Source organism: Microbacterium martis, from assembly GCF_047246685.1.
Classification (GTDB): domain Bacteria; phylum Actinomycetota; class Actinomycetes; order Actinomycetales; family Microbacteriaceae; genus Microbacterium.
In genome coordinates, this window is the sequence record NZ_JBFOKT010000001.1 from 466473 (window position 1) to 482431 (window position 15959).

General features: G+C 69.9%; 14 protein-coding genes. 3 read left to right on the plus strand and 11 right to left on the minus strand.

Annotated features, from left to right (window positions below):
• Positions 1-22 precede the first annotated feature (22 nt).
• From AB3M90_RS02235 to AB3M90_RS02270, 8 genes are read right to left on the minus strand one after another with little or no spacing between them, the layout of a single operon-like run.
• Positions 23-742 carry a DUF6882 domain-containing protein gene (locus tag AB3M90_RS02235; RefSeq protein ID WP_412949677.1) on the minus strand — a complete coding sequence of 240 codons (720 nt, stop codon included), beginning with the start codon at positions 740-742 and terminating at the stop codon, positions 23-25.
• Positions 743-782: 40 nt separating this feature from the next.
• Complete coding sequence (locus tag AB3M90_RS02240) at positions 783-2054, minus strand: MFS transporter (RefSeq protein ID WP_412949678.1); 1272 nt, start codon at positions 2052-2054, stop codon at positions 783-785.
• Between the two features lie 22 nt (positions 2055-2076).
• Positions 2077-2877: an HpcH/HpaI aldolase family protein gene (locus AB3M90_RS02245; protein WP_412949679.1), complete on the minus strand. Its 801-nt coding sequence runs from the start codon at positions 2875-2877 to the stop codon at positions 2077-2079.
• Positions 2862-3647 carry a 2-keto-4-pentenoate hydratase gene (locus AB3M90_RS02250; protein WP_412949680.1) on the minus strand — a complete coding sequence of 262 codons (786 nt, stop codon included), beginning with the start codon at positions 3645-3647 and terminating at the stop codon, positions 2862-2864. The genes AB3M90_RS02245 and AB3M90_RS02250 overlap by 16 nt, the downstream gene beginning before the upstream one ends.
• A gap of 10 nt (positions 3648-3657) precedes the next feature.
• Entirely contained in the window at positions 3658-4794 is a 1137-nt protein-coding gene (gene hpaD / locus AB3M90_RS02255) for a 3,4-dihydroxyphenylacetate 2,3-dioxygenase (protein ID WP_412949681.1), read from the minus strand.
• A gap of 28 nt (positions 4795-4822) precedes the next feature.
• Positions 4823-6319 carry a 5-carboxymethyl-2-hydroxymuconate semialdehyde dehydrogenase gene (gene hpaE, locus AB3M90_RS02260; protein WP_412949683.1) on the minus strand — a complete coding sequence of 499 codons (1497 nt, stop codon included), beginning with the start codon at positions 6317-6319 and terminating at the stop codon, positions 4823-4825.
• Positions 6316-7017: a GntR family transcriptional regulator gene (locus AB3M90_RS02265; RefSeq protein WP_412949684.1), complete on the minus strand. Its 702-nt coding sequence runs from the start codon at positions 7015-7017 to the stop codon at positions 6316-6318. Before AB3M90_RS02265 ends, hpaE begins: the two co-directional genes overlap by 4 nt.
• Complete coding sequence (locus AB3M90_RS02270) at positions 7014-8558, minus strand: fumarylacetoacetate hydrolase family protein (RefSeq protein WP_412949685.1); 1545 nt, start codon at positions 8556-8558, stop codon at positions 7014-7016. The genes AB3M90_RS02265 and AB3M90_RS02270 overlap by 4 nt, the downstream gene beginning before the upstream one ends.
• 151 nt (positions 8559-8709) lie before the next feature.
• On the opposite strand from AB3M90_RS02270, the gene AB3M90_RS02275 reads away from it, so the two are divergent.
• A complete protein-coding gene (locus tag AB3M90_RS02275; RefSeq protein ID WP_412949686.1) occupies positions 8710-10089 on the plus strand; it encodes an MFS transporter in 1380 nt (459 codons plus the stop codon).
• A 61-nt stretch (positions 10090-10150) separates the two neighbouring features.
• On the opposite strand, the gene AB3M90_RS02280 is transcribed toward AB3M90_RS02275, so the two are convergent.
• On the minus strand, positions 10151-10855 hold the full coding sequence (locus AB3M90_RS02280; protein ID WP_412949687.1) for an IclR family transcriptional regulator: 705 nt from the start codon (positions 10853-10855) through the stop codon (positions 10151-10153).
• Between the two features lie 149 nt (positions 10856-11004).
• Between AB3M90_RS02280 and AB3M90_RS02285 the strand changes: the two genes are divergently transcribed.
• Positions 11005-12876 carry an FAD-dependent monooxygenase gene (locus AB3M90_RS02285; RefSeq protein ID WP_412949688.1) on the plus strand — a complete coding sequence of 624 codons (1872 nt, stop codon included), beginning with the start codon at positions 11005-11007 and terminating at the stop codon, positions 12874-12876.
• A 137-nt stretch (positions 12877-13013) separates the two neighbouring features.
• On the plus strand, positions 13014-13394 hold the full coding sequence (locus AB3M90_RS02290; protein WP_412949689.1) for a VOC family protein: 381 nt from the start codon (positions 13014-13016) through the stop codon (positions 13392-13394).
• A gap of 91 nt (positions 13395-13485) precedes the next feature.
• Here AB3M90_RS02290 and AB3M90_RS02295 read toward each other — a convergent pair whose 3' ends face one another.
• Together AB3M90_RS02295 and AB3M90_RS02300 are read right to left on the minus strand one after the other, a co-directional pair.
• A complete protein-coding gene (locus tag AB3M90_RS02295; RefSeq protein WP_412949690.1) occupies positions 13486-14997 on the minus strand; it encodes an HNH endonuclease signature motif containing protein in 1512 nt (503 codons plus the stop codon).
• A 106-nt stretch (positions 14998-15103) separates the two neighbouring features.
• Positions 15104-15958 carry a PhzF family phenazine biosynthesis protein gene (locus AB3M90_RS02300; protein WP_412949691.1) on the minus strand — a complete coding sequence of 285 codons (855 nt, stop codon included), beginning with the start codon at positions 15956-15958 and terminating at the stop codon, positions 15104-15106.
• Between the last annotated feature and the right edge of the window lies 1 nt (position 15959).

Genomic DNA, 15959 nt, shown 5'->3' on the forward strand with positions numbered 1-15959 from the left:
TCTCAGCGAGGTGCGTTCAGCCTCAGCGAGCGGCGAGCGTGCTCTCGATGCCCGCGATGCGCGCCTGCTCGTCGAAGCGGAAGACCGCCGAACCGGATGCGTCGGTCACGGTGGCGCCGCTGAACGCGTCGTCCGTCCAGGTCAGCGTCCAGCCGGCGAGGCGGGCGAGGTCCCAGACCGACGTGCGGGCATCGGGGAGCGCCATGCCGGAGAGGATGCGCGGAAGCGCGATGACCGCGTCGGCCACTGTGAGCGGGGGGAGCGGAGCGTCGAGCAGGAAGACCGCTCGCGTGCCGCCGCCCACCGGCGCGGAGTAGTACGGCGAGCGTCCGGTCAGTTCCACCGCGACGCCGCCAACGACGTGGGCTGCTCGAGCGATCCATTCCTCGTCGCCCGAGGCGTCGGCCGGGAAGGGAACCTCGGCGGTCGTCAGGTCGGTGAGCCCGTGCTGGGTGCCGTACGCGTGCAGCTGCCCGGCGACTCCCTGGGGATCGCCCTGCGGATGCGCCCACGCCCACAGCAGCGAACGCGGCCCGGGCGCGATCGTCGCGATGAGGTGCGCACGCGCGACGAGCCGGCGCGAGGGGTCGTCGTTCGCCGTGAAGGTCAGGGTCCCCGCCGTCAGGTCGGCGTCCCAGCGGTGCTCACCGAGCGCGTCGGCGGCGGCGGTCAGGGCGTCCTGACGGAGCGCGGTGAACAGGGCGGCACGATCGGCGAGCGGCTGGAGCGCGGGGAAGGTCATGAGGAACAGTCTCGCCCGGCTAGCTATGAATACGCCAGGGTCAGGCTCCCGGCGGGAGGGCGCCGACGGGGCGTCCCATCCGCCACACGCTCGGCACGAACAGCGTGATGAGGGCGGCGGCCGCATACACCGCTCCCGATGCGAGCAGCACGGTGGCGGCATCCGCATGGGTGATGAGCCAGCCGAAGACCAGCGTGCCGACGGGGATCGCCACCCAGCTTCCCAGCATGTCGTAGCTCGAGACCCGCGAGAGGCGCTCGCCGGGGACGTTCTCCATCATCGCCACGTTCCAGCCCGTGCTGAAGACCTCCATGCCGGCGCCCGCGATGAAGGCGGCGATCACGAGCAGCACCACCGCCGGGTGGACGCCGAGCACCGTCACGGGTATCGCGAAGGCCGCCATGCCGATCATCCCGTAGCGCAAGGGGCGACGGAGCGGGAACCACAGCAGGATCAGCGTCATCAGCAGCACGCCCACACCCTCGGCGCTGACCACCCAGCCCCAGCCGGCGATGCCGAGCAGATCGTTGTTCTTGGCGATGTACGGACCCACCACGCCCCAGGCGCCGACGTGGATCGCGTTCATCACCATGAAGGCGATCACGATCGTCCACAGCCACGGACGGCTCCAGAACTCGTCCCACCCCGCGCGGAGGTCGTGGAACATCGAGGTGCCTCCTCCGTGTGCGGGCGGCGGCAGCGTGACGAGGGCGAGCACCGGGATCGCGATGAGCCAGCCGACAGCCTGCACGAGCATCGCCCAGGCCGGACCGGCCGAGGCGACGACGATCCCGGCGATGATCGGGCCGCCGATGGTGACCGCCGAGCGGACGAACGACAGCATGGCATTCGCCTGCTGCAGATTCTCGGGAGTCGTCAGTTGAGGGATGATGCCCTGCATCGCCGGAAGGACGAACGCGCTCGACGCGCCGTTCACGACCGAGAGCAGCACCAGCAGGGGGACGGTCGCCGTCCCGGTGAACAGCAGAGCCGCCATCGCACCGATCGAGAGGATGTCGATCACGTAGCAGACCTGGATGATCAGCGCTCTCGGAAGCCGATCGGCCACCACGCCGCCGAAGAGGAGGAACACGATGTTGCTGATGGTGAAGGCCGCCAGGACGACCGAGAGCGAGCGGGCGTCGTTGTCGATCTCGAGCACCGCGAACGCCAGCGCGATCGATGACATCGAGCCCGTGATCATGGTGATCGCGCGGGCTGCGAAGAACCAGCGGAAGTTGCGATCCTGCATGGCGGCGAGCCCGCGCATCACGACCTCCACCCGCTGCTGCGCATCCGCCCATCCTTCCACGGACGTCGGCGGGGCGTCGGGCTCAGTAGCTGGCGCGCTCGCTGCCGTCGGCGGCGACGAAGCGGGCCGCCAGCTGCTCGGACGCCCGCGCGAGGAGCGCCACGTCGGCCCCCACCGCCACGAAGTCGGCTCCGGCGGCGACATAGGCGTCGGCCGCGGCCGGGTCGAAGGCGTTGACGCCGACCGCCGTGCCCGCAGCCCGGACCGCGGCGAAGACCTCGAGGACGGCGGCGGTGACGTCGGGATGCGTCTGCTGACCGAGCAGCCCCATCGAGGCCGACAGGTCGGACGGGCCGACGAAGACCGCGTCGACCCCGTCGACCGCGGCGATCTCGGTGGCCGCCGCCACGCCCGCGACCGTCTCGATCTGCACGGTGAGCGAGGTGTGCCGCGCCGACTCCTGAAGATAGCCATCGACACGATTCCATCGGGCGCTGCGGGCGAGGGCGCTGCCGACCCCGCGCACGCCCTCGGGCGGATACCGGGTGGCGGCGACCGCTGCGCGGGCCTCGTCTGCCGACGACACCATCGGCACGATCAGGTTCTGGGCCCCGAGGTCGAGGATCTGCTTGATCGCGACGGTGTCGTTGGACGGCGCGCGCACGACGGGCGTGACCGGGTAGGCGGCCACGACCTGCAGCTGGAGCAGCACTGACTCGAGGGTGTTCGCGGAGTGCTCCATGTCGATGAGCAGCCAGTCGAGACCGGAGCCGGCGGCGACCTCGGTCACGAGCGGACTGCCCGAGCACGCCCACATGCCGATGAGCGGACGATCGGATGCCGCCAGAGCCTCCCGGAACGACGGGTCTAGACGAAGCGACATGTGATGGTTCCCATCGGTCCGTAGTCGCACAGCACCTCATCGCCGCGCGACACCCACATCGGGCGTGTGAACGATCCTGCCAGGATGATCTCTCCCTCTTCGAGGCGCGCGCCGTGCTGATGGAACTTGTTCGCGAGCCAGGCGACACCCGTGGCGGGGTGTCCGAGCACGCCGGCGGCGACGCCCGTCTCCTCGATCTCGCCGTTCTTGTACAGCAGCCCCGGCACCCACCGCAGGTCGATCTCGTCCGGGCGGCGGCGCTCGGTACCGAGCACCATGGCGCCGTACGCCGCGTTGTCGCTGATCGTGTCGACGATCGTGCGGCCCTCGAGCTCGATGTGCGAATTGAGCACCTCGAGGGCGGGGACGGCATAGTCGATCGCGGCGAGGGCGTCGTCGAGCGTGCAGCCGGGGCCCTCGAGCGGATGCTTCAGCACGAACGCGAGCTCCACCTCGATGCGCACGTTGGAGAAGTATTCGACGGGGATCTCCGCACCGGAGTCGTGCACGGTGTCGTCGAACATCACCCCGTAGTCGGGCTCGGTGATGCCGGTCGCCTGCTGCATCGCCTTCGAGGTGAGGCCGATCTTGCGGCCCACCAGACGGCGCCCCGCGGCGATCTGCGCATCGCGCCACACCCCCTGGATCGCATACGAGTCCTCGATGGTGGCGTCGGGGTACCGGGCGGTGATGCGGGGGATCACGCCGTGCGTGCGGTCAGCCTCCGCGAGCTCGGCCGCGATCTGCGTGATGACATCGTGCGACAGCATCCGTATCTCCTTACAGCTGGTTGCCCAGCTTCTTCTCGCCCTCGTCGGGCCGGGTGTACGAGAAGCCGTCGGCGCCGATCGTGACGGCCATCTCCGAGCTGTCGGTGCGGGCCGTGACCGGCTGGGGGTTTCCGTCGAGGTCGAGCACGAGGGAGGCGTCCGTGTACCACGACGGCACGACGGGGTTGCCCCACCAGTCGCGGCGCTGGTTGTCGTGCACGTCCCACGTGATGACGGGGTTGTCGGGGTCGCCGGTGTAGTAGTCCTGCGTGTACACCTCGACGCGGTGCCCGTCGGGGTCGCGCAGGTAGAGGTAGAACGCGTTGCTCACGCCGTGGCGGCCAGGGCCCCGCTCGATCGCGTCGGACCGGCGCAGCGCCCCGAGCTTGTCGCAGATCGCGAGGATGTTGTGCTTCTCGTGCGTCGCGAAGCACACGTGGTGCATGCGGGGTCCGTCACCGCCGGTCATGGCGGTGTCGTGCACAGTCGGCTTGCGCCGCATCCAGGCGGCGTAGACGGTGCCCTCCTCGTCCTGGATGTCCTCGGTGACGCGGAAGCCGAGGTCCTGCATGAACTTCACGGCACGCGGCACGTCGGGGGTGACCTGATTGAAGTGGTCGAGGCGCACGAGCTCGCCGGGGATGTGCAGGTCGTAGCGCCACGACATCCGCTCGACATGGTCGGACTGGTGGAAGAACTCGATCGGGAAGCCGAGGGGGTCGACGACGCGCACCGAATCGCCCACGCCCTTCACGAACCCCTCCGGGTTGCGGCGCACGTCGCATCCGAGCTCGGTGTAGAACTCCGCGGCACGATCGAGGTCGGCCGGCTCGCGCACGCGGTACGAGAACGCGGCCACCGCGGCGACCGGCCCCTTGCGCAGGACGAGGTTGTGATGGATGAACTCCTCGGTGGAGCGCAGGTAGATCGCCTCATCGTCCTCCTCGGTCACGTACAGTCCGAGCACGTCGACGTAGAAGACGCGCGACGCGGCGAGATCGGTGACGACGAGCTCCATGTACGCGCACCGCAGGATGTCGGGCGGGGTGCTCGCGGGCGTCGCGATGGGGTTCTCGCTCCGGATCGGAGCCTCCTGGCTCACGTAGTAGCCGGCGGAGGTCAGGGTCATGTCGTGGCGGTCGGTCATGTCAGCGTCCTTGCTGTCTCGGGGCGGGTCAGTTCTTGCCGAAGGTGGGGTTGTGTGCCGGGCCGAGCGTGATGTGCACGCTCTGCTGGTCGGTGTAGAAGTCGATCGAGCGGTAGCCGCCCTCGTGACCGAGGCCCGACGCCTTCACGCCGCCGAACGGGGTGCGCAGGTCGCGCACGTTGTTGCTGTTGAGCCACACCATGCCCGCCTCGACCGACTGCGCGAAGTTGTGCGCGCGCTTGAGGTCGTTGGTCCAGATGTACGCCGCGAGGCCGTACTTCGTGTTGTTCGCGAGTGCGAGCGCCTCGTCGTCGGAGTCGAACGGGGTGATCGCGACGACAGGGCCGAAGATCTCCTCCTGGAAGATGCGTGCATCGGGGGAGACGTCGGCGAACACGGTCGGGGCGACGAAGTTGCCCTCGTCGAAACCCTCAGCGCGGCCGCCGCCGGCGACGAGGCGGGCCTCGCTCTTGCCGATCTCGATGTACGACATGACCTTGTCGTAGTGCTCGGGGTGCACGAGCGCGCCGACCTCGGTCGCCGGGTCGTGGGGGAAGCCGACCTTCACGCGCTTCGCCTGCGCCGCGTAGCGCTCGACGAACTCGTCGTAGATCGACCGCTCGACGATGATGCGGGAACCGGCGGTGCACCGCTCGCCGTTGAGGGAGAAGACCCCGAAGATCGTCGCATCGACCGCGGCCTCGAGGTCGGCATCCGCGAACACCACCGCCGGAGACTTGCCGCCGAGCTCCATCGACAGCCCCTTCAGGAAGGGAGCAGCGTTGCCGAAGATGATCTGCCCGGTGCGGCTCTCGCCGGTGAACGAGATCAGCGGGACGTCGGGGTGCTTCACGAGGGCGTCGCCCGCGTCTTCGCCGAGTCCGTTCACGAGGTTGAACACGCCCTTCGGGAGTCCGGCCTCCTCGAATATCCCCGCCCAGAGCGATGCCGACAGGGGCGTGAACTCGGCGGGCTTGAGCACGACGGTGTTGCCCGTGGCGAGGGCGGGGCCGAGCTTCCACGACTCGAGCATGAAGGGCGTGTTCCAGGGGGTGATGAGCCCGGCGACGCCGATCGGCTTGCGGTTGACGTAGTTCATCTGCCGACCGGGCACCTTGAAGGCGTCGTCGGCCTGCGCGACGATCAGGTCGGCGAAGAAGCGGAAGTTCTCGGCCGCGCGACGCGCCTGGCCGAGCGCCTGCGTGATCGGCAGGCCCGAGTCGTACGACTCGAGCTCGGCCAGGCGGGCGTCGCGGGATTCGACGATGTCGGCGATGCGATGCAGCACCCGCGAGCGCTCGCGGGGCAGCATCCGCGGCCAGGGGCCCTCGTCGAAGGCGCGCTTCGCGGCGGCGACCGCGAGGTCGATGTCGGCCTTCTTGCCGGCGGCGGCCGTCGTGTAGGTCTGGTTGGTGACGGGGTCGAGCACGTCGAAGGTGTCGCCGTCGACCGAGTCGACGAAGGCCCCGTCGATGTAGTGCTGGATGTGGTCGGGCAGGTCGGCGGGGATGCGGGACTCGGTCATGAGACGTCTCCAGGGGTGTCGAGGGTGCCGGTGTGGGCGGAACGGTGGTGCAGCGCATCGAGGAACGCGTCCCTCGTGCGCCAGCGGTGGTTTCGGGCGGCGAGCTCGATCTCGAGAGGGTCGGCGCCCTCGCGGATCAGCTCGAGGATCTGCGTGTGCTCCTCGACCGAGTGATTCGCTCGTCCCGGCACGTAGGCGAAGGTGGAGTCGCGGATGCCGGACAGTCGCGCCCAGCCCCGGTGCACGAGGTCGAGCAGGTGGGGGTTCGGGCACGGCTCGAAGAGCACGGAGTGGAACCGGCGGTTCAGCTCGGTGAAGGCGTGCGCGTCGAAGTGGTCGAGCAGGCGTTCCATGCGGTCGTTGACCTCGGATGCGGCGGCGAGGGCGTCGTCGTCGAGGAGGGGCGCCGACAGGGCGGTGGCCGCGCCCTCGACCAGGCCGAGCGTCTGCATGGTGTGCGCGTACTCGCTCTCGTCGACCAGCGTCACACGCGCGCCGACGTTCCGCTCGAAGGTCACGAGTCCCTCGGCTTCGAGCCGGCGGATCGCCTCGCGCACGGGCACCACGCTCATGCCGAGCTCGTCGGCGATCGAGCCGAGCACCAGGCGGTAGCCGGGGCCGAAGGCGTGGCCGGCGATGCGCGATCGGATCCAGGCGTACGCCTGCTCCGACTTGCTCGCGGCGGACACGGTCGTCATCGTCGGGTCCCTGAGCCCGTCGAAGGGCCGGTCTGCGCCTCGTACTTCGCGCGCCAGTCGGCGTTCATCGGGAACAGCCCGTCGACGGGGTGGCCCGCGGCGACCTGCTCGGCGATCCAGGCGTCCTCGACCTCCTGGACGAGGGCGTCGTCGACGACCTCCTCGACGAGATGGGGCGGGATCACGACGACGCCGTCACCGTCGCCCACGATGACGTCGCCGGGCTGCACGGTCGCTCCACCGCACGAGACGGTGACGTCGACGTCCCACGGGACGTGCTTGCGGCCGAGGACCGACGGGTGCGGGCCCTGCGAGAACACGGGAAGGCCGATCTCGGCGACGGCGTCGAAGTCGCGCACGCCGCCGTCGGTCACGACGCCGGCTGCGCCACGGGCCCTGGCGCGGAGCGCGAGGATGTCGCCGAGAGTGCCGGTGGTCGCATCGCCCCGCGCCTCGATCACGATGACCTCACCGTCGTCGACCGCGTCGAAGGCGCGCTTCTGCGCGTTGTAACCGCCGCCGTGGGAGCGGAACAGGTCTTCCCGGAAGGGCACGAAGCGCAGCGTCTTCGCCGTTCCGACGATCTTGCTGCCCGCGATGTTCGCGGTGACGCCGTCGATGAAGCAGGAGTGGTGTCCGCGCTTGCGCAGCTGTGCCGAGAGTCCGGCCGTCGGCGCCTCGAGGAGCTTGGCGCGGAGCTCGGGGGACAGCGTCGAGGACGCTTCGACGGGCTCAGCGACCCAGCTGTTCGTCGGCGTCTCACCCGACTGGGTCCCTGAGCCTGTCGAAGGGGTCCCTGAGCCTGTCGAAGGGGCCGAGCCCCACGCCTCAGTGCGCTGCAGGTCGTCGACCGCCGGCAGGGAGCCGAGCTCGCCGTCGAACGGCACGTCGCCCTGCGTCACCGTGGTGACGAGCCTGCCCGAGGTCGGCGAGCCCGCGGCATCCGGTGCGTCGACCTCGATCTCGACGACGTCTCCGGGCACGATGACCGAGGAGCCGGCGGGGGTCCCGGTGAGGATCACGTCGCCCGTCTCGAGCGTGAAGTGCTGCGACAGGTCGGCGACGAGCTGAGCGAGGGGGAAGATGAGGCCGGCGGTGGTGTCGTCCTGACGGAGCTCTTCGTTGACCCAGGCGCGCACGCGGAGGCGGCCGGGGTCGACGGTGCGCGCGTCGATCAGCTCTGGGCCGAGGGGGGTGTAGCCGTCGCCGCCTTTGGAGCGCACGTTCGAGCCCTTGTCATTGGCGCGGAGGTCGTAGAGTCCCAGATCGTTCGCGGCGGTGACCCAGGCCACGTGCGACCAGGCATCGTCCAGCGCGACGCGGCGCGCCGGCGTTCCGATCACGAGCGCGATCTCGCCCTCGAAAGCGAGGAGCTCGGTGCCGGCGGGTCGCTCGACGGTTCCGCCGGAGACGCCGACCGAGCTCGCCGGCTTGAAGAAGTACGAGGGGGATGCCGGACGGCGGCCGCGCTGGTCGGCACGGGAGGCGTAGCTCAGGTGGATGGCGATGATCTTGCCGGGGCGGGCGATCTGGTCCGTCACGGTGCGCCTCCTCGCGCTCGTCTGGGTGTCGTGGAAGACGCCGTGTGCGTCGTATCCGAAATCATATATCATCGGTCCATCCCTCGGCAAGCACATCGAATCCCCTCTCGTGCGAGCCGTGACAACGCCGTCACCAGCAAAGGAGACCCCCATGAGCGGGCAGCCACAGGATGGGTTCACGCCCACCGGCACCATCGCGACCGCGGCCGATCGCCGCCGCGTCGTCTTCGCCACCGTCGTCGGCACCACCGTCGAGTGGTACGACTTCTTCATCTACGCCACGGCCGTCGGGCTGGTCTTCGGGCAGCTCTTCTTCGAGCCGCTGGGCGCGAACAGCGCCCTGATCGCCTTCGCCACGGTCGGTGTCAGCTTCCTCTTCCGCCCCCTCGGGGCGTTCCTCGCCGGTCACTTCGGCGACAAGCTCGGCCGCAAGACCGTCCTCATGTGGACGCTCATCCTGATGGGTGCCGCGACCGCCCTCATCGGCGTGCTCCCGACCTATCAGGCGATCGGCGTCACGGCGCCCGTGCTCCTGGTGCTGCTGCGCATCATCCAGGGCATCTCCGCCGGAGGCGAGTGGGGCGGCGCGGTGCTCATGGCCGTGGAGCACGCTCCTCGGCAGAAGCGCGGGATCTTCGGCGCCTCGCCGCAGATCGGCGTGCCGCTCGGCCTGCTTCTCGCGTCGGGGGTCATGGCCCTCATGACGGCCCTCGCCCCGGGCGAGCAGTTCACCGCGTGGGGGTGGCGCGTGCCGTTCCTGCTGAGCGTGGTGCTGATCCTCGTCGGCTACTACGTTCGTCGCCGCGTCGAGGAGAGCCCGGTGTTCGCCGAGCTCGCCGCCCGCAAGGAGGAGGCGCGGATGCCGATCGTGCAGCTGTTCCGCAAGCACGCCCTGCTCGTGATCATCGCCGCGTTCGTGTTCGCCGGCAACAACGCGGTCGGCTACATGACCACCGGCGGGTACATCCAGAACTACTCCACCAACCCCGAGGGGCCGCTGGCTCTCGAGCGGGGTCCGGTTCTCTGGGCCGTCGCCGGCTCCGCGGTGACCTGGCTGCTGACGACGTTGCTGGCCGGGTGGGTGTGCGACCGCATCGGGCGTCGCACGACCTACATCATCGGCTGGGCGATGCAGCTCGTCGGCGTGTTCACGCTGTTCCCGCTGGTCAACACCGGCGAGATCGGACTGCTGTTCGCCGGACTCGCCATCCTCACGATCGGCCTCGGATTCACCTACGGCCCGCAGGCAGCGCTGTACACCGAGCTCTTCCCGGCCAGCATCCGCTTCTCGGGCGTCTCGATCTCGTACGCGATCGGCGCCATCGCCGGCGGCGCGTTCGCGCCCACCATCGCGACCGCCCTCGTGCAGGCGACGGGGTCGACCCAGGCGGTCACCTGGTATCTGGCGGGCATGACCGTTCTCGGCCTCATCGCGACGCTGCTGCTGCGCGACCGGTCGGGCATCCCGCTGGGGCCGGACCACGAGGAGGAGCAGTCGGTCAGCCCGATCTACGGGGTCGCCAAGGCCTGAGCCCTCGCTCGCGCTCGACGGCTGACGACGAACGTTCGCGTCAGCCGTCGAGCGCTTCGCGTCAGCCGTCGAGCGCTTCTCGGATGACGGATGCCGATCGCTGCAGTCGTGCGGCGATCGCCGCGTCGTCGAGATCGGTGGCGACGTGCACGACGGCGATCGCCGACGGTCGCCGTCCGCGCAGCGCGAGAGGTGCCGCCACCGACTGAACCGTGGGGATCACCTCGTCGTGGCTCGTCGCGTAGCCGCGCTGACGGCTGACCTCGACATCGCGTCGCAGATCGGGGGAGGCGCCGGAGGGCCAGTCGGTCGCGGCGATCTGGGCGAGGATCGCCTTTCCGGGGGCGCCCACCGTGACGGGATGCCGGGCCCCGGGCCGCTGCGCCACGCTCGCGATCGCGTGCCGCGGCTCCACGCTGGCCAGAGTGATGCAGTCGTCGCCGTCGAGGACCGCGAGGAAGCAGGTCATCCCCAGGTCGTTCGCGACGGCGGTGAGTTCAGGAAGCGCCTCGGCCTGCAGGTCGGGTGCGACGCCGGCGGCGAGCGCCGCCATGCGTGCCCCGAGGCCGACGGCGCCGCGAGCATCGCGCACGATCAGGCCGTGGTCTTCGAGTGTGCGCAGCAGCCGGTACGCGATGGAGCGGTGCACGCCGAGGCGATCGGCGATCTCGTCGATCGCGAGCGCACGTCCGGCGTCGGCCAGGATCTCGAGGATCCGGATGCCGCGACTCAGTGTCTGCGACGCCGGCGGCGACTGTTCGGCCATGGAGGACTCCTTGCACTCGGCAGCGACGGCGCATACGATGTGTTCAATAGTAGAACGTTGTGTTCGAATATAGAACAGCGCGGTTCGCTCGCGCAAGTCGACGTTCCACTCGCGCAGCCTGACACAGCAGTCGGAAGGGATCGACGACGATGCAGTTCCACCACCACGGGTATGTCTCCGGCGATCCGCGCGTCGTCGACGCCGCGGGGATCGGCGCCGCTCGGCCGGCCGACCTCCCCGACGAGGTCGATGTGCTCATCGTGGGCTCGGGGCCGGCCGGCATGCTGCTCGCCGCGCAGATGTCGCAGTACCCCGAGATCTCGACGCGCATCATCGAGCGGCGCGAGGGGCGGTTGAAGCTGGGTCAGGCCGACGGCATCCAGCCGCGCAGTGTCGAGACCTTCCAGGCGTTCGGATTCGCGGAGCGGATCGTCGCGGAGGCGTACAACATCGGGTGGATGAACTTCTGGAGCCCCGACCCGGAGAACCCGGCGGAGATCATCCGCACCGCACGCACGGCCGACTACGCCTACGACATCTGCGAGTTCCCGCACCTCATCGTCAACCAGGCCCGGGTGCTGGACTACTTCGCCGAGGCCGCGGCGGCCGGGCCGGGCCGGATCGTGCCCGACTACGGCGTCGAGTTCGCCGGTCTCACGGTGCACCACGACCGCGAGTATCCGGTCGAGGTCGGCGTGCGCTTCTCGGCCGGGGACCGTGCAGGGGAGGAGCGCACCATCCGGGCGAAGTACGTCGTCGGATGCGACGGCGCGCGGAGCGGGGTGCGTCAGGCGATCGGCCGCACGCACGTCGGGGCCAGTGCGGCGCACGCCTGGGGAGTGATGGACGTGCTGGTGAACACCGACTTCCCCGATTGGCGGACGAAGTGTGCGATCAACTCCGAGGCCGGGAACATCCTGCACATCCCGCGCGAGGGGGGATACCTCTCGCGCATGTACATCGACCTCGGCGAGGTCGCCGCCGACGACGATCATCGGGTGCGGCAGACGCCGATCGAGGAGATCATCCGCAAGGCCAATGCGATCCTGCATCCGTACTCGATCGACGTGAAGGAGGTCGCCTGGCACAGCGTCTACGAGGTCGGGCACCGGGTGACCGACGGCTTCGACGATGTGATCGACGGGTCGGGTCGGACGCCGCGGGTGTTCCTCACCGGAGATGCCTGTCACACGCACAGCGCGAAGGCGGGTCAGGGCATGAACGTCTCGATGCAGGACGGCTTCAACCTCGGCTGGAAGCTCGGCTCGGTGCTGAGCGGCCGTGCACCGGAGTCTCTGCTCGCGACCTACTCGGCCGAGCGTCGGCCGGTCGCGCAGCAGCTGATCGACTTCGACCGGGAATGGTCGAGCCTCATGGCACGCAAGCCGTCGGAGATCACCGACCCCGGCGACCTCGCGACCTACTACCTCGCGACGGCGGAGTTCCCTTCGGGCTTCATGACGCAGTACACGGCGTCGATGGTCACGGGATCGGACGCCTATCAGGCTCTCGCGGTCGGGTTCCCGATCGGGAAGAGGTTCAAGTCGGCGGAGGTCGTGCGCGTGGGCGACGGGAACGCGATCCATCTCGGGCATCACGCCAGGGCCGACGGCCGGTGGCGCGTCTACGCGTTCGGAGATCGGACGGGTGCCACGCTCGACGCGTGGGCGGTCGAGGCGGCTCCGGTGTTCGCGCGGTTCACCCCGTCGGATGCCGACGTCGACGCGGTGTTCGACGTGAAGGCCGTGTATCAGCAGCCGTACGAAGAGGTGGAGGTCACCTCGACCCCCGATCTCTTCCAGCCGAAGACGGGGCCGCTCGGCCTGACCGACTGGGAGAAGGTGTATGCCGCGGGGCCGTCGAAGTGGACCGAGACCGACATCTTCGCGGCGCGCGAGCTGTCGCGCGACGGCGTCGTGGTGGTGGTGCGACCGGACCAGTATGTGGCGGCCGTGCTTCCGCTCGACGGCGTCGGCGAACTGGCCGCGTTCCTCGACGGAGCATTCCTCCCGGCGAGCTGATCACGGATCGTTCGGCGGGCTGAACGCGCGCACCCCTCGGACCGATATTCCGGTCGGCTCCGCCCTGGTGCGATGTCCGTGCCCGCGTCTACGGTGGACGCGGACGGGCGAGGGCGCCCGCCGGAAAGGTGCGTGCCATGACGTGGAAGATCGAGCTCATCTTCGTGCCGGTGAGCGATGTCGACCGCTCGAAGGAGTTCTACACGAAGATCGGCTTCCATCCCGATCACGATCAGACTCCGACCGAGGGGCTGCGCTTCGTGCAGATGACGCCGCCCGGCTCGGCCTGCTCGATCGCCTTCGGCACCGGGCTCGACATCCCGCTCGAGCCGGGCCAGCAGAAGACGATCCAGGTCGTCGTGCCGGACGCCGAAGAGGCGAAGGCGCAGCTGACGGCGCAGGGCGTGGAGACCCGGGGAGTGGAAGACCTGGGCTGGGGTCGCTTCGTGTGGTTCGACGACCCCGACGGCAACACCTGGACCCTGCAGGAACTCCCCGACTACGGCGCGCAGTCCTGAGCCGTTCTCTGTCCTGAGCCGTTCTCTGTCCTGAGCCGTTCGCTGTCCCCAACGTCTCGCCGGATGCCAGCCGAACGCCGTCGCGCAGTGGTCAGCCGGTGAGTGTGCTCCGGGCCAAGGCGGGCCGGGGATGCGGGTTCCACCAGCGTCGGGTGGGGTCCCACCAGGCGGGTCCGCGGACCATCGGTGTGTCGCGGTCGATGCGGATCTCCCATCCGGAGGTGTCGAGGGTGCGGTGGTGGTGCCAGCACAGGGCGACGCCGTTGTCGGTGTGCGTCGGTCCGCCTCGCGCGTGCTCGGTGACGTGGTGGATCTCGCACCACGACCCGGGCACGTGGCATCCGGGAATGAGGCACTCCCGGTCGCGGAGGAGGATCGCCCGTCGTTGATGGACGGTGAAGATGCGCTCCGTGGTCCCGAGGCCGATGATCCGTCCCTCGGGATCGAACAGCACCCGCTGGATCGTGCCCCCGCACGCAGTGTGCCGGGCCAGCGACACCGGCGCCGTCGCACCGGACGCACCCGCTCCTCCGGCCCCACCTGCCGCACCGGCTGCACCGGCCCCACCGGTGGCGGTGTCGAGGCCGTCGATGTGCGCCCAACCGCGACCGGTGGCGTAGTCCTGCGCGGTGACCGACACGACCAGGGTCGGGGCCGCGCCGCCCAGGCGCGGCATGTCGTCGTGGCGGGCCGCGATCCCGAGTACGGCCGCAAGAGCGTCATGCTGCAACTGGCCGCGGGAGCGGGTGTCGGCTGCGCTCTCCGGCATCCGCCCGGCCGCATCCTCGGCCGAGGTGAGATACTCCGGATCGGCCTCGGACGGCGCGAACCGGACGCCCGACACCGGGGGCGCGGGCGGCCCGTCGACCTTCGGGTTCAGGTACGCGTCCCAGATGCGTTGCAGCTGCCCCGCCACCTCCGGCAGCAGAGCACCACGGATCGGGACCAGCCCGTCTGTGACCCGCCCCAACCGCACTCCCCGCGACCGCGTAGCCCGATCATGCTCGGGCTCCGCCCCATCCGGATCCAGATACGCCACGATCACCTGTGAGAACACCCGCAGATCCTCGACGGTCGGCGCCGGCCCCGCCTCCGCCTCCGCCTGTTCCGCCGACGACGCGAACCCGCGCGCGAGCGCCGCCAGCTCCGCATCCGCCCGCAACCGGTCCTCCCCGCCCACGCGAAGCCCCGCCTGCTCCACCGGTCCCGTCGCTGCCAGCAGACCGGCCACCCCGATCACGCCGTCGAGCAGCGCTCGCCGCAACTGCGGCCATGCACCCGGCAACGGCGTTCCTGCGGTCAACGCGGTCTCCCGCCGCATCAGCCGCGTCGCCTTCACGATCCGCGACGCCCCCGCAGCATCCGTCCGCACTGCCCGCTGCACCAGCTCGTTCGTCGACCGGCATCCGAATCGCTGACCGAGATCGGGATCAGCACAGGCGATCGTCTCGACCACCAGCGCCTCGACCCGCCGCAGCACCTCGCCCGCGCCTCGCAGCGTCTCGATCCGCTCCGCGTCGGACCACACGGCCGGAGCATTCGACCGCAGCAGCTCGTCGAGGTCGGTGACGACCTGATCGAAGAACCCCGCGGAAGCTTCCATGCCCCCAGTCAACTCGGGGCCACCGACATCGGGTCCCGAGAAAGCCCCGTTCCGGGCAATATTCCGGAACGCTACGCACGGGTGGGCTTCAGGCCGCCGCCCGAGCTCAGCCGATGCGCGTCGCGCCGCCCGACACCTCGATGCCGCCCGCCTCGGGGATCGTGACCGTCAGCAGGCTCGGCCGACGCACGTGGGCTCCCTGATGAATGCGGATGCTGCGCTCCGGATGACCCAGATCGCGGAGATACGCGCCGACGGAGGCCGCGGCGGATCCGGTCGCGGGGTCTTCGGTGATGCGCCCGACGGGGAACAGGTTGCGCGCATCGAAGTCGGCCTCGCCCGCGGCGTGCAGCACGGTCACGGTGCCGAGCCACCCCGCCTCGCGCATGAGCGCGGCGACCTCGGCCGGCGCGAATCGGAACTGATCGAAGAGCTCTCGGTCGGCGATCGTCACGACGGGATGCCGGTTGCCGGCGAATGCCTCCTTCGGCGGGAACCTCGGGTCGAGATCGTCGCGGTCGACGCCGAGCAGACCGAGCAGCCTGTCGAGCACGTCGCCGTCGAGGGCGCGCACCTCGGGCTCGACGCTGGTGAACGACACCGTGACGGCTCCGTCGTCACCGACCGTCGATCGGAGGGTGACCGGTCCGGCATCCGTGTCGAAGATCACCTCGCCCGACCCGTCGCGTTCTGCGAGGGCCACGGCCGTCGCGACGGTCGCGTGCCCGCAGAACGGCACCTCCGCCTCCGGCGACCAGTAGCGCACGCGGTAGCGCGCCACGGGGGAGTCCGCCGCACGAGCGACGACGAATGCCGTCTCGGAGTATCCGACCTTGGCCGCGATCTGCAGCATCCGTTCGTCGCTCAGCGCCGAAGCGTCGAGCACGACGCCCGCGGGATTTCCGCCGTCGGGCGCGGCGGCGAAGGCGCTGTAGCGGAGAACCTCGGAAACGCGCGTCATA

Excerpts from the sequence above, each read along its gene's own strand:
- AB3M90_RS02235 (WP_412949677.1), bottom strand. The coding sequence starts at position 742 with ATGACCTTCCCCGCGCTCCAGCCGCTCGCCGATCGTGCCGCCCTGTTC.
- AB3M90_RS02245 (WP_412949679.1), bottom strand. The coding sequence starts at position 2,877 with ATGTCGCTTCGTCTAGACCCGTCGTTCCGGGAGGCTCTGGCGGCATCC.
- AB3M90_RS02250 (WP_412949680.1), bottom strand. The coding sequence starts at position 3,647 with ATGCTGTCGCACGATGTCATCACGCAGATCGCGGCCGAGCTCGCGGAG.
- hpaD (WP_412949681.1), bottom strand. The coding sequence starts at position 4,794 with ATGACCGACCGCCACGACATGACCCTGACCTCCGCCGGCTACTACGTG.
- hpaE (WP_412949683.1), bottom strand. The coding sequence starts at position 6,319 with ATGACCGAGTCCCGCATCCCCGCCGACCTGCCCGACCACATCCAGCAC.
- AB3M90_RS02265 (WP_412949684.1), bottom strand. The coding sequence starts at position 7,017 with ATGACGACCGTGTCCGCCGCGAGCAAGTCGGAGCAGGCGTACGCCTGG.
- AB3M90_RS02275 (WP_412949686.1), top strand. The coding sequence starts at position 8,710 with ATGAGCGGGCAGCCACAGGATGGGTTCACGCCCACCGGCACCATCGCG.
- AB3M90_RS02280 (WP_412949687.1), bottom strand. The coding sequence starts at position 10,855 with ATGGCCGAACAGTCGCCGCCGGCGTCGCAGACACTGAGTCGCGGCATC.
- AB3M90_RS02285 (WP_412949688.1), top strand. The coding sequence starts at position 11,005 with ATGCAGTTCCACCACCACGGGTATGTCTCCGGCGATCCGCGCGTCGTC.
- AB3M90_RS02290 (WP_412949689.1), top strand. The coding sequence starts at position 13,014 with ATGACGTGGAAGATCGAGCTCATCTTCGTGCCGGTGAGCGATGTCGAC.
- AB3M90_RS02295 (WP_412949690.1), bottom strand. The coding sequence starts at position 14,997 with ATGGAAGCTTCCGCGGGGTTCTTCGATCAGGTCGTCACCGACCTCGAC.
- AB3M90_RS02300 (WP_412949691.1), bottom strand. The coding sequence starts at position 15,958 with ATGACGCGCGTTTCCGAGGTTCTCCGCTACAGCGCCTTCGCCGCCGCG.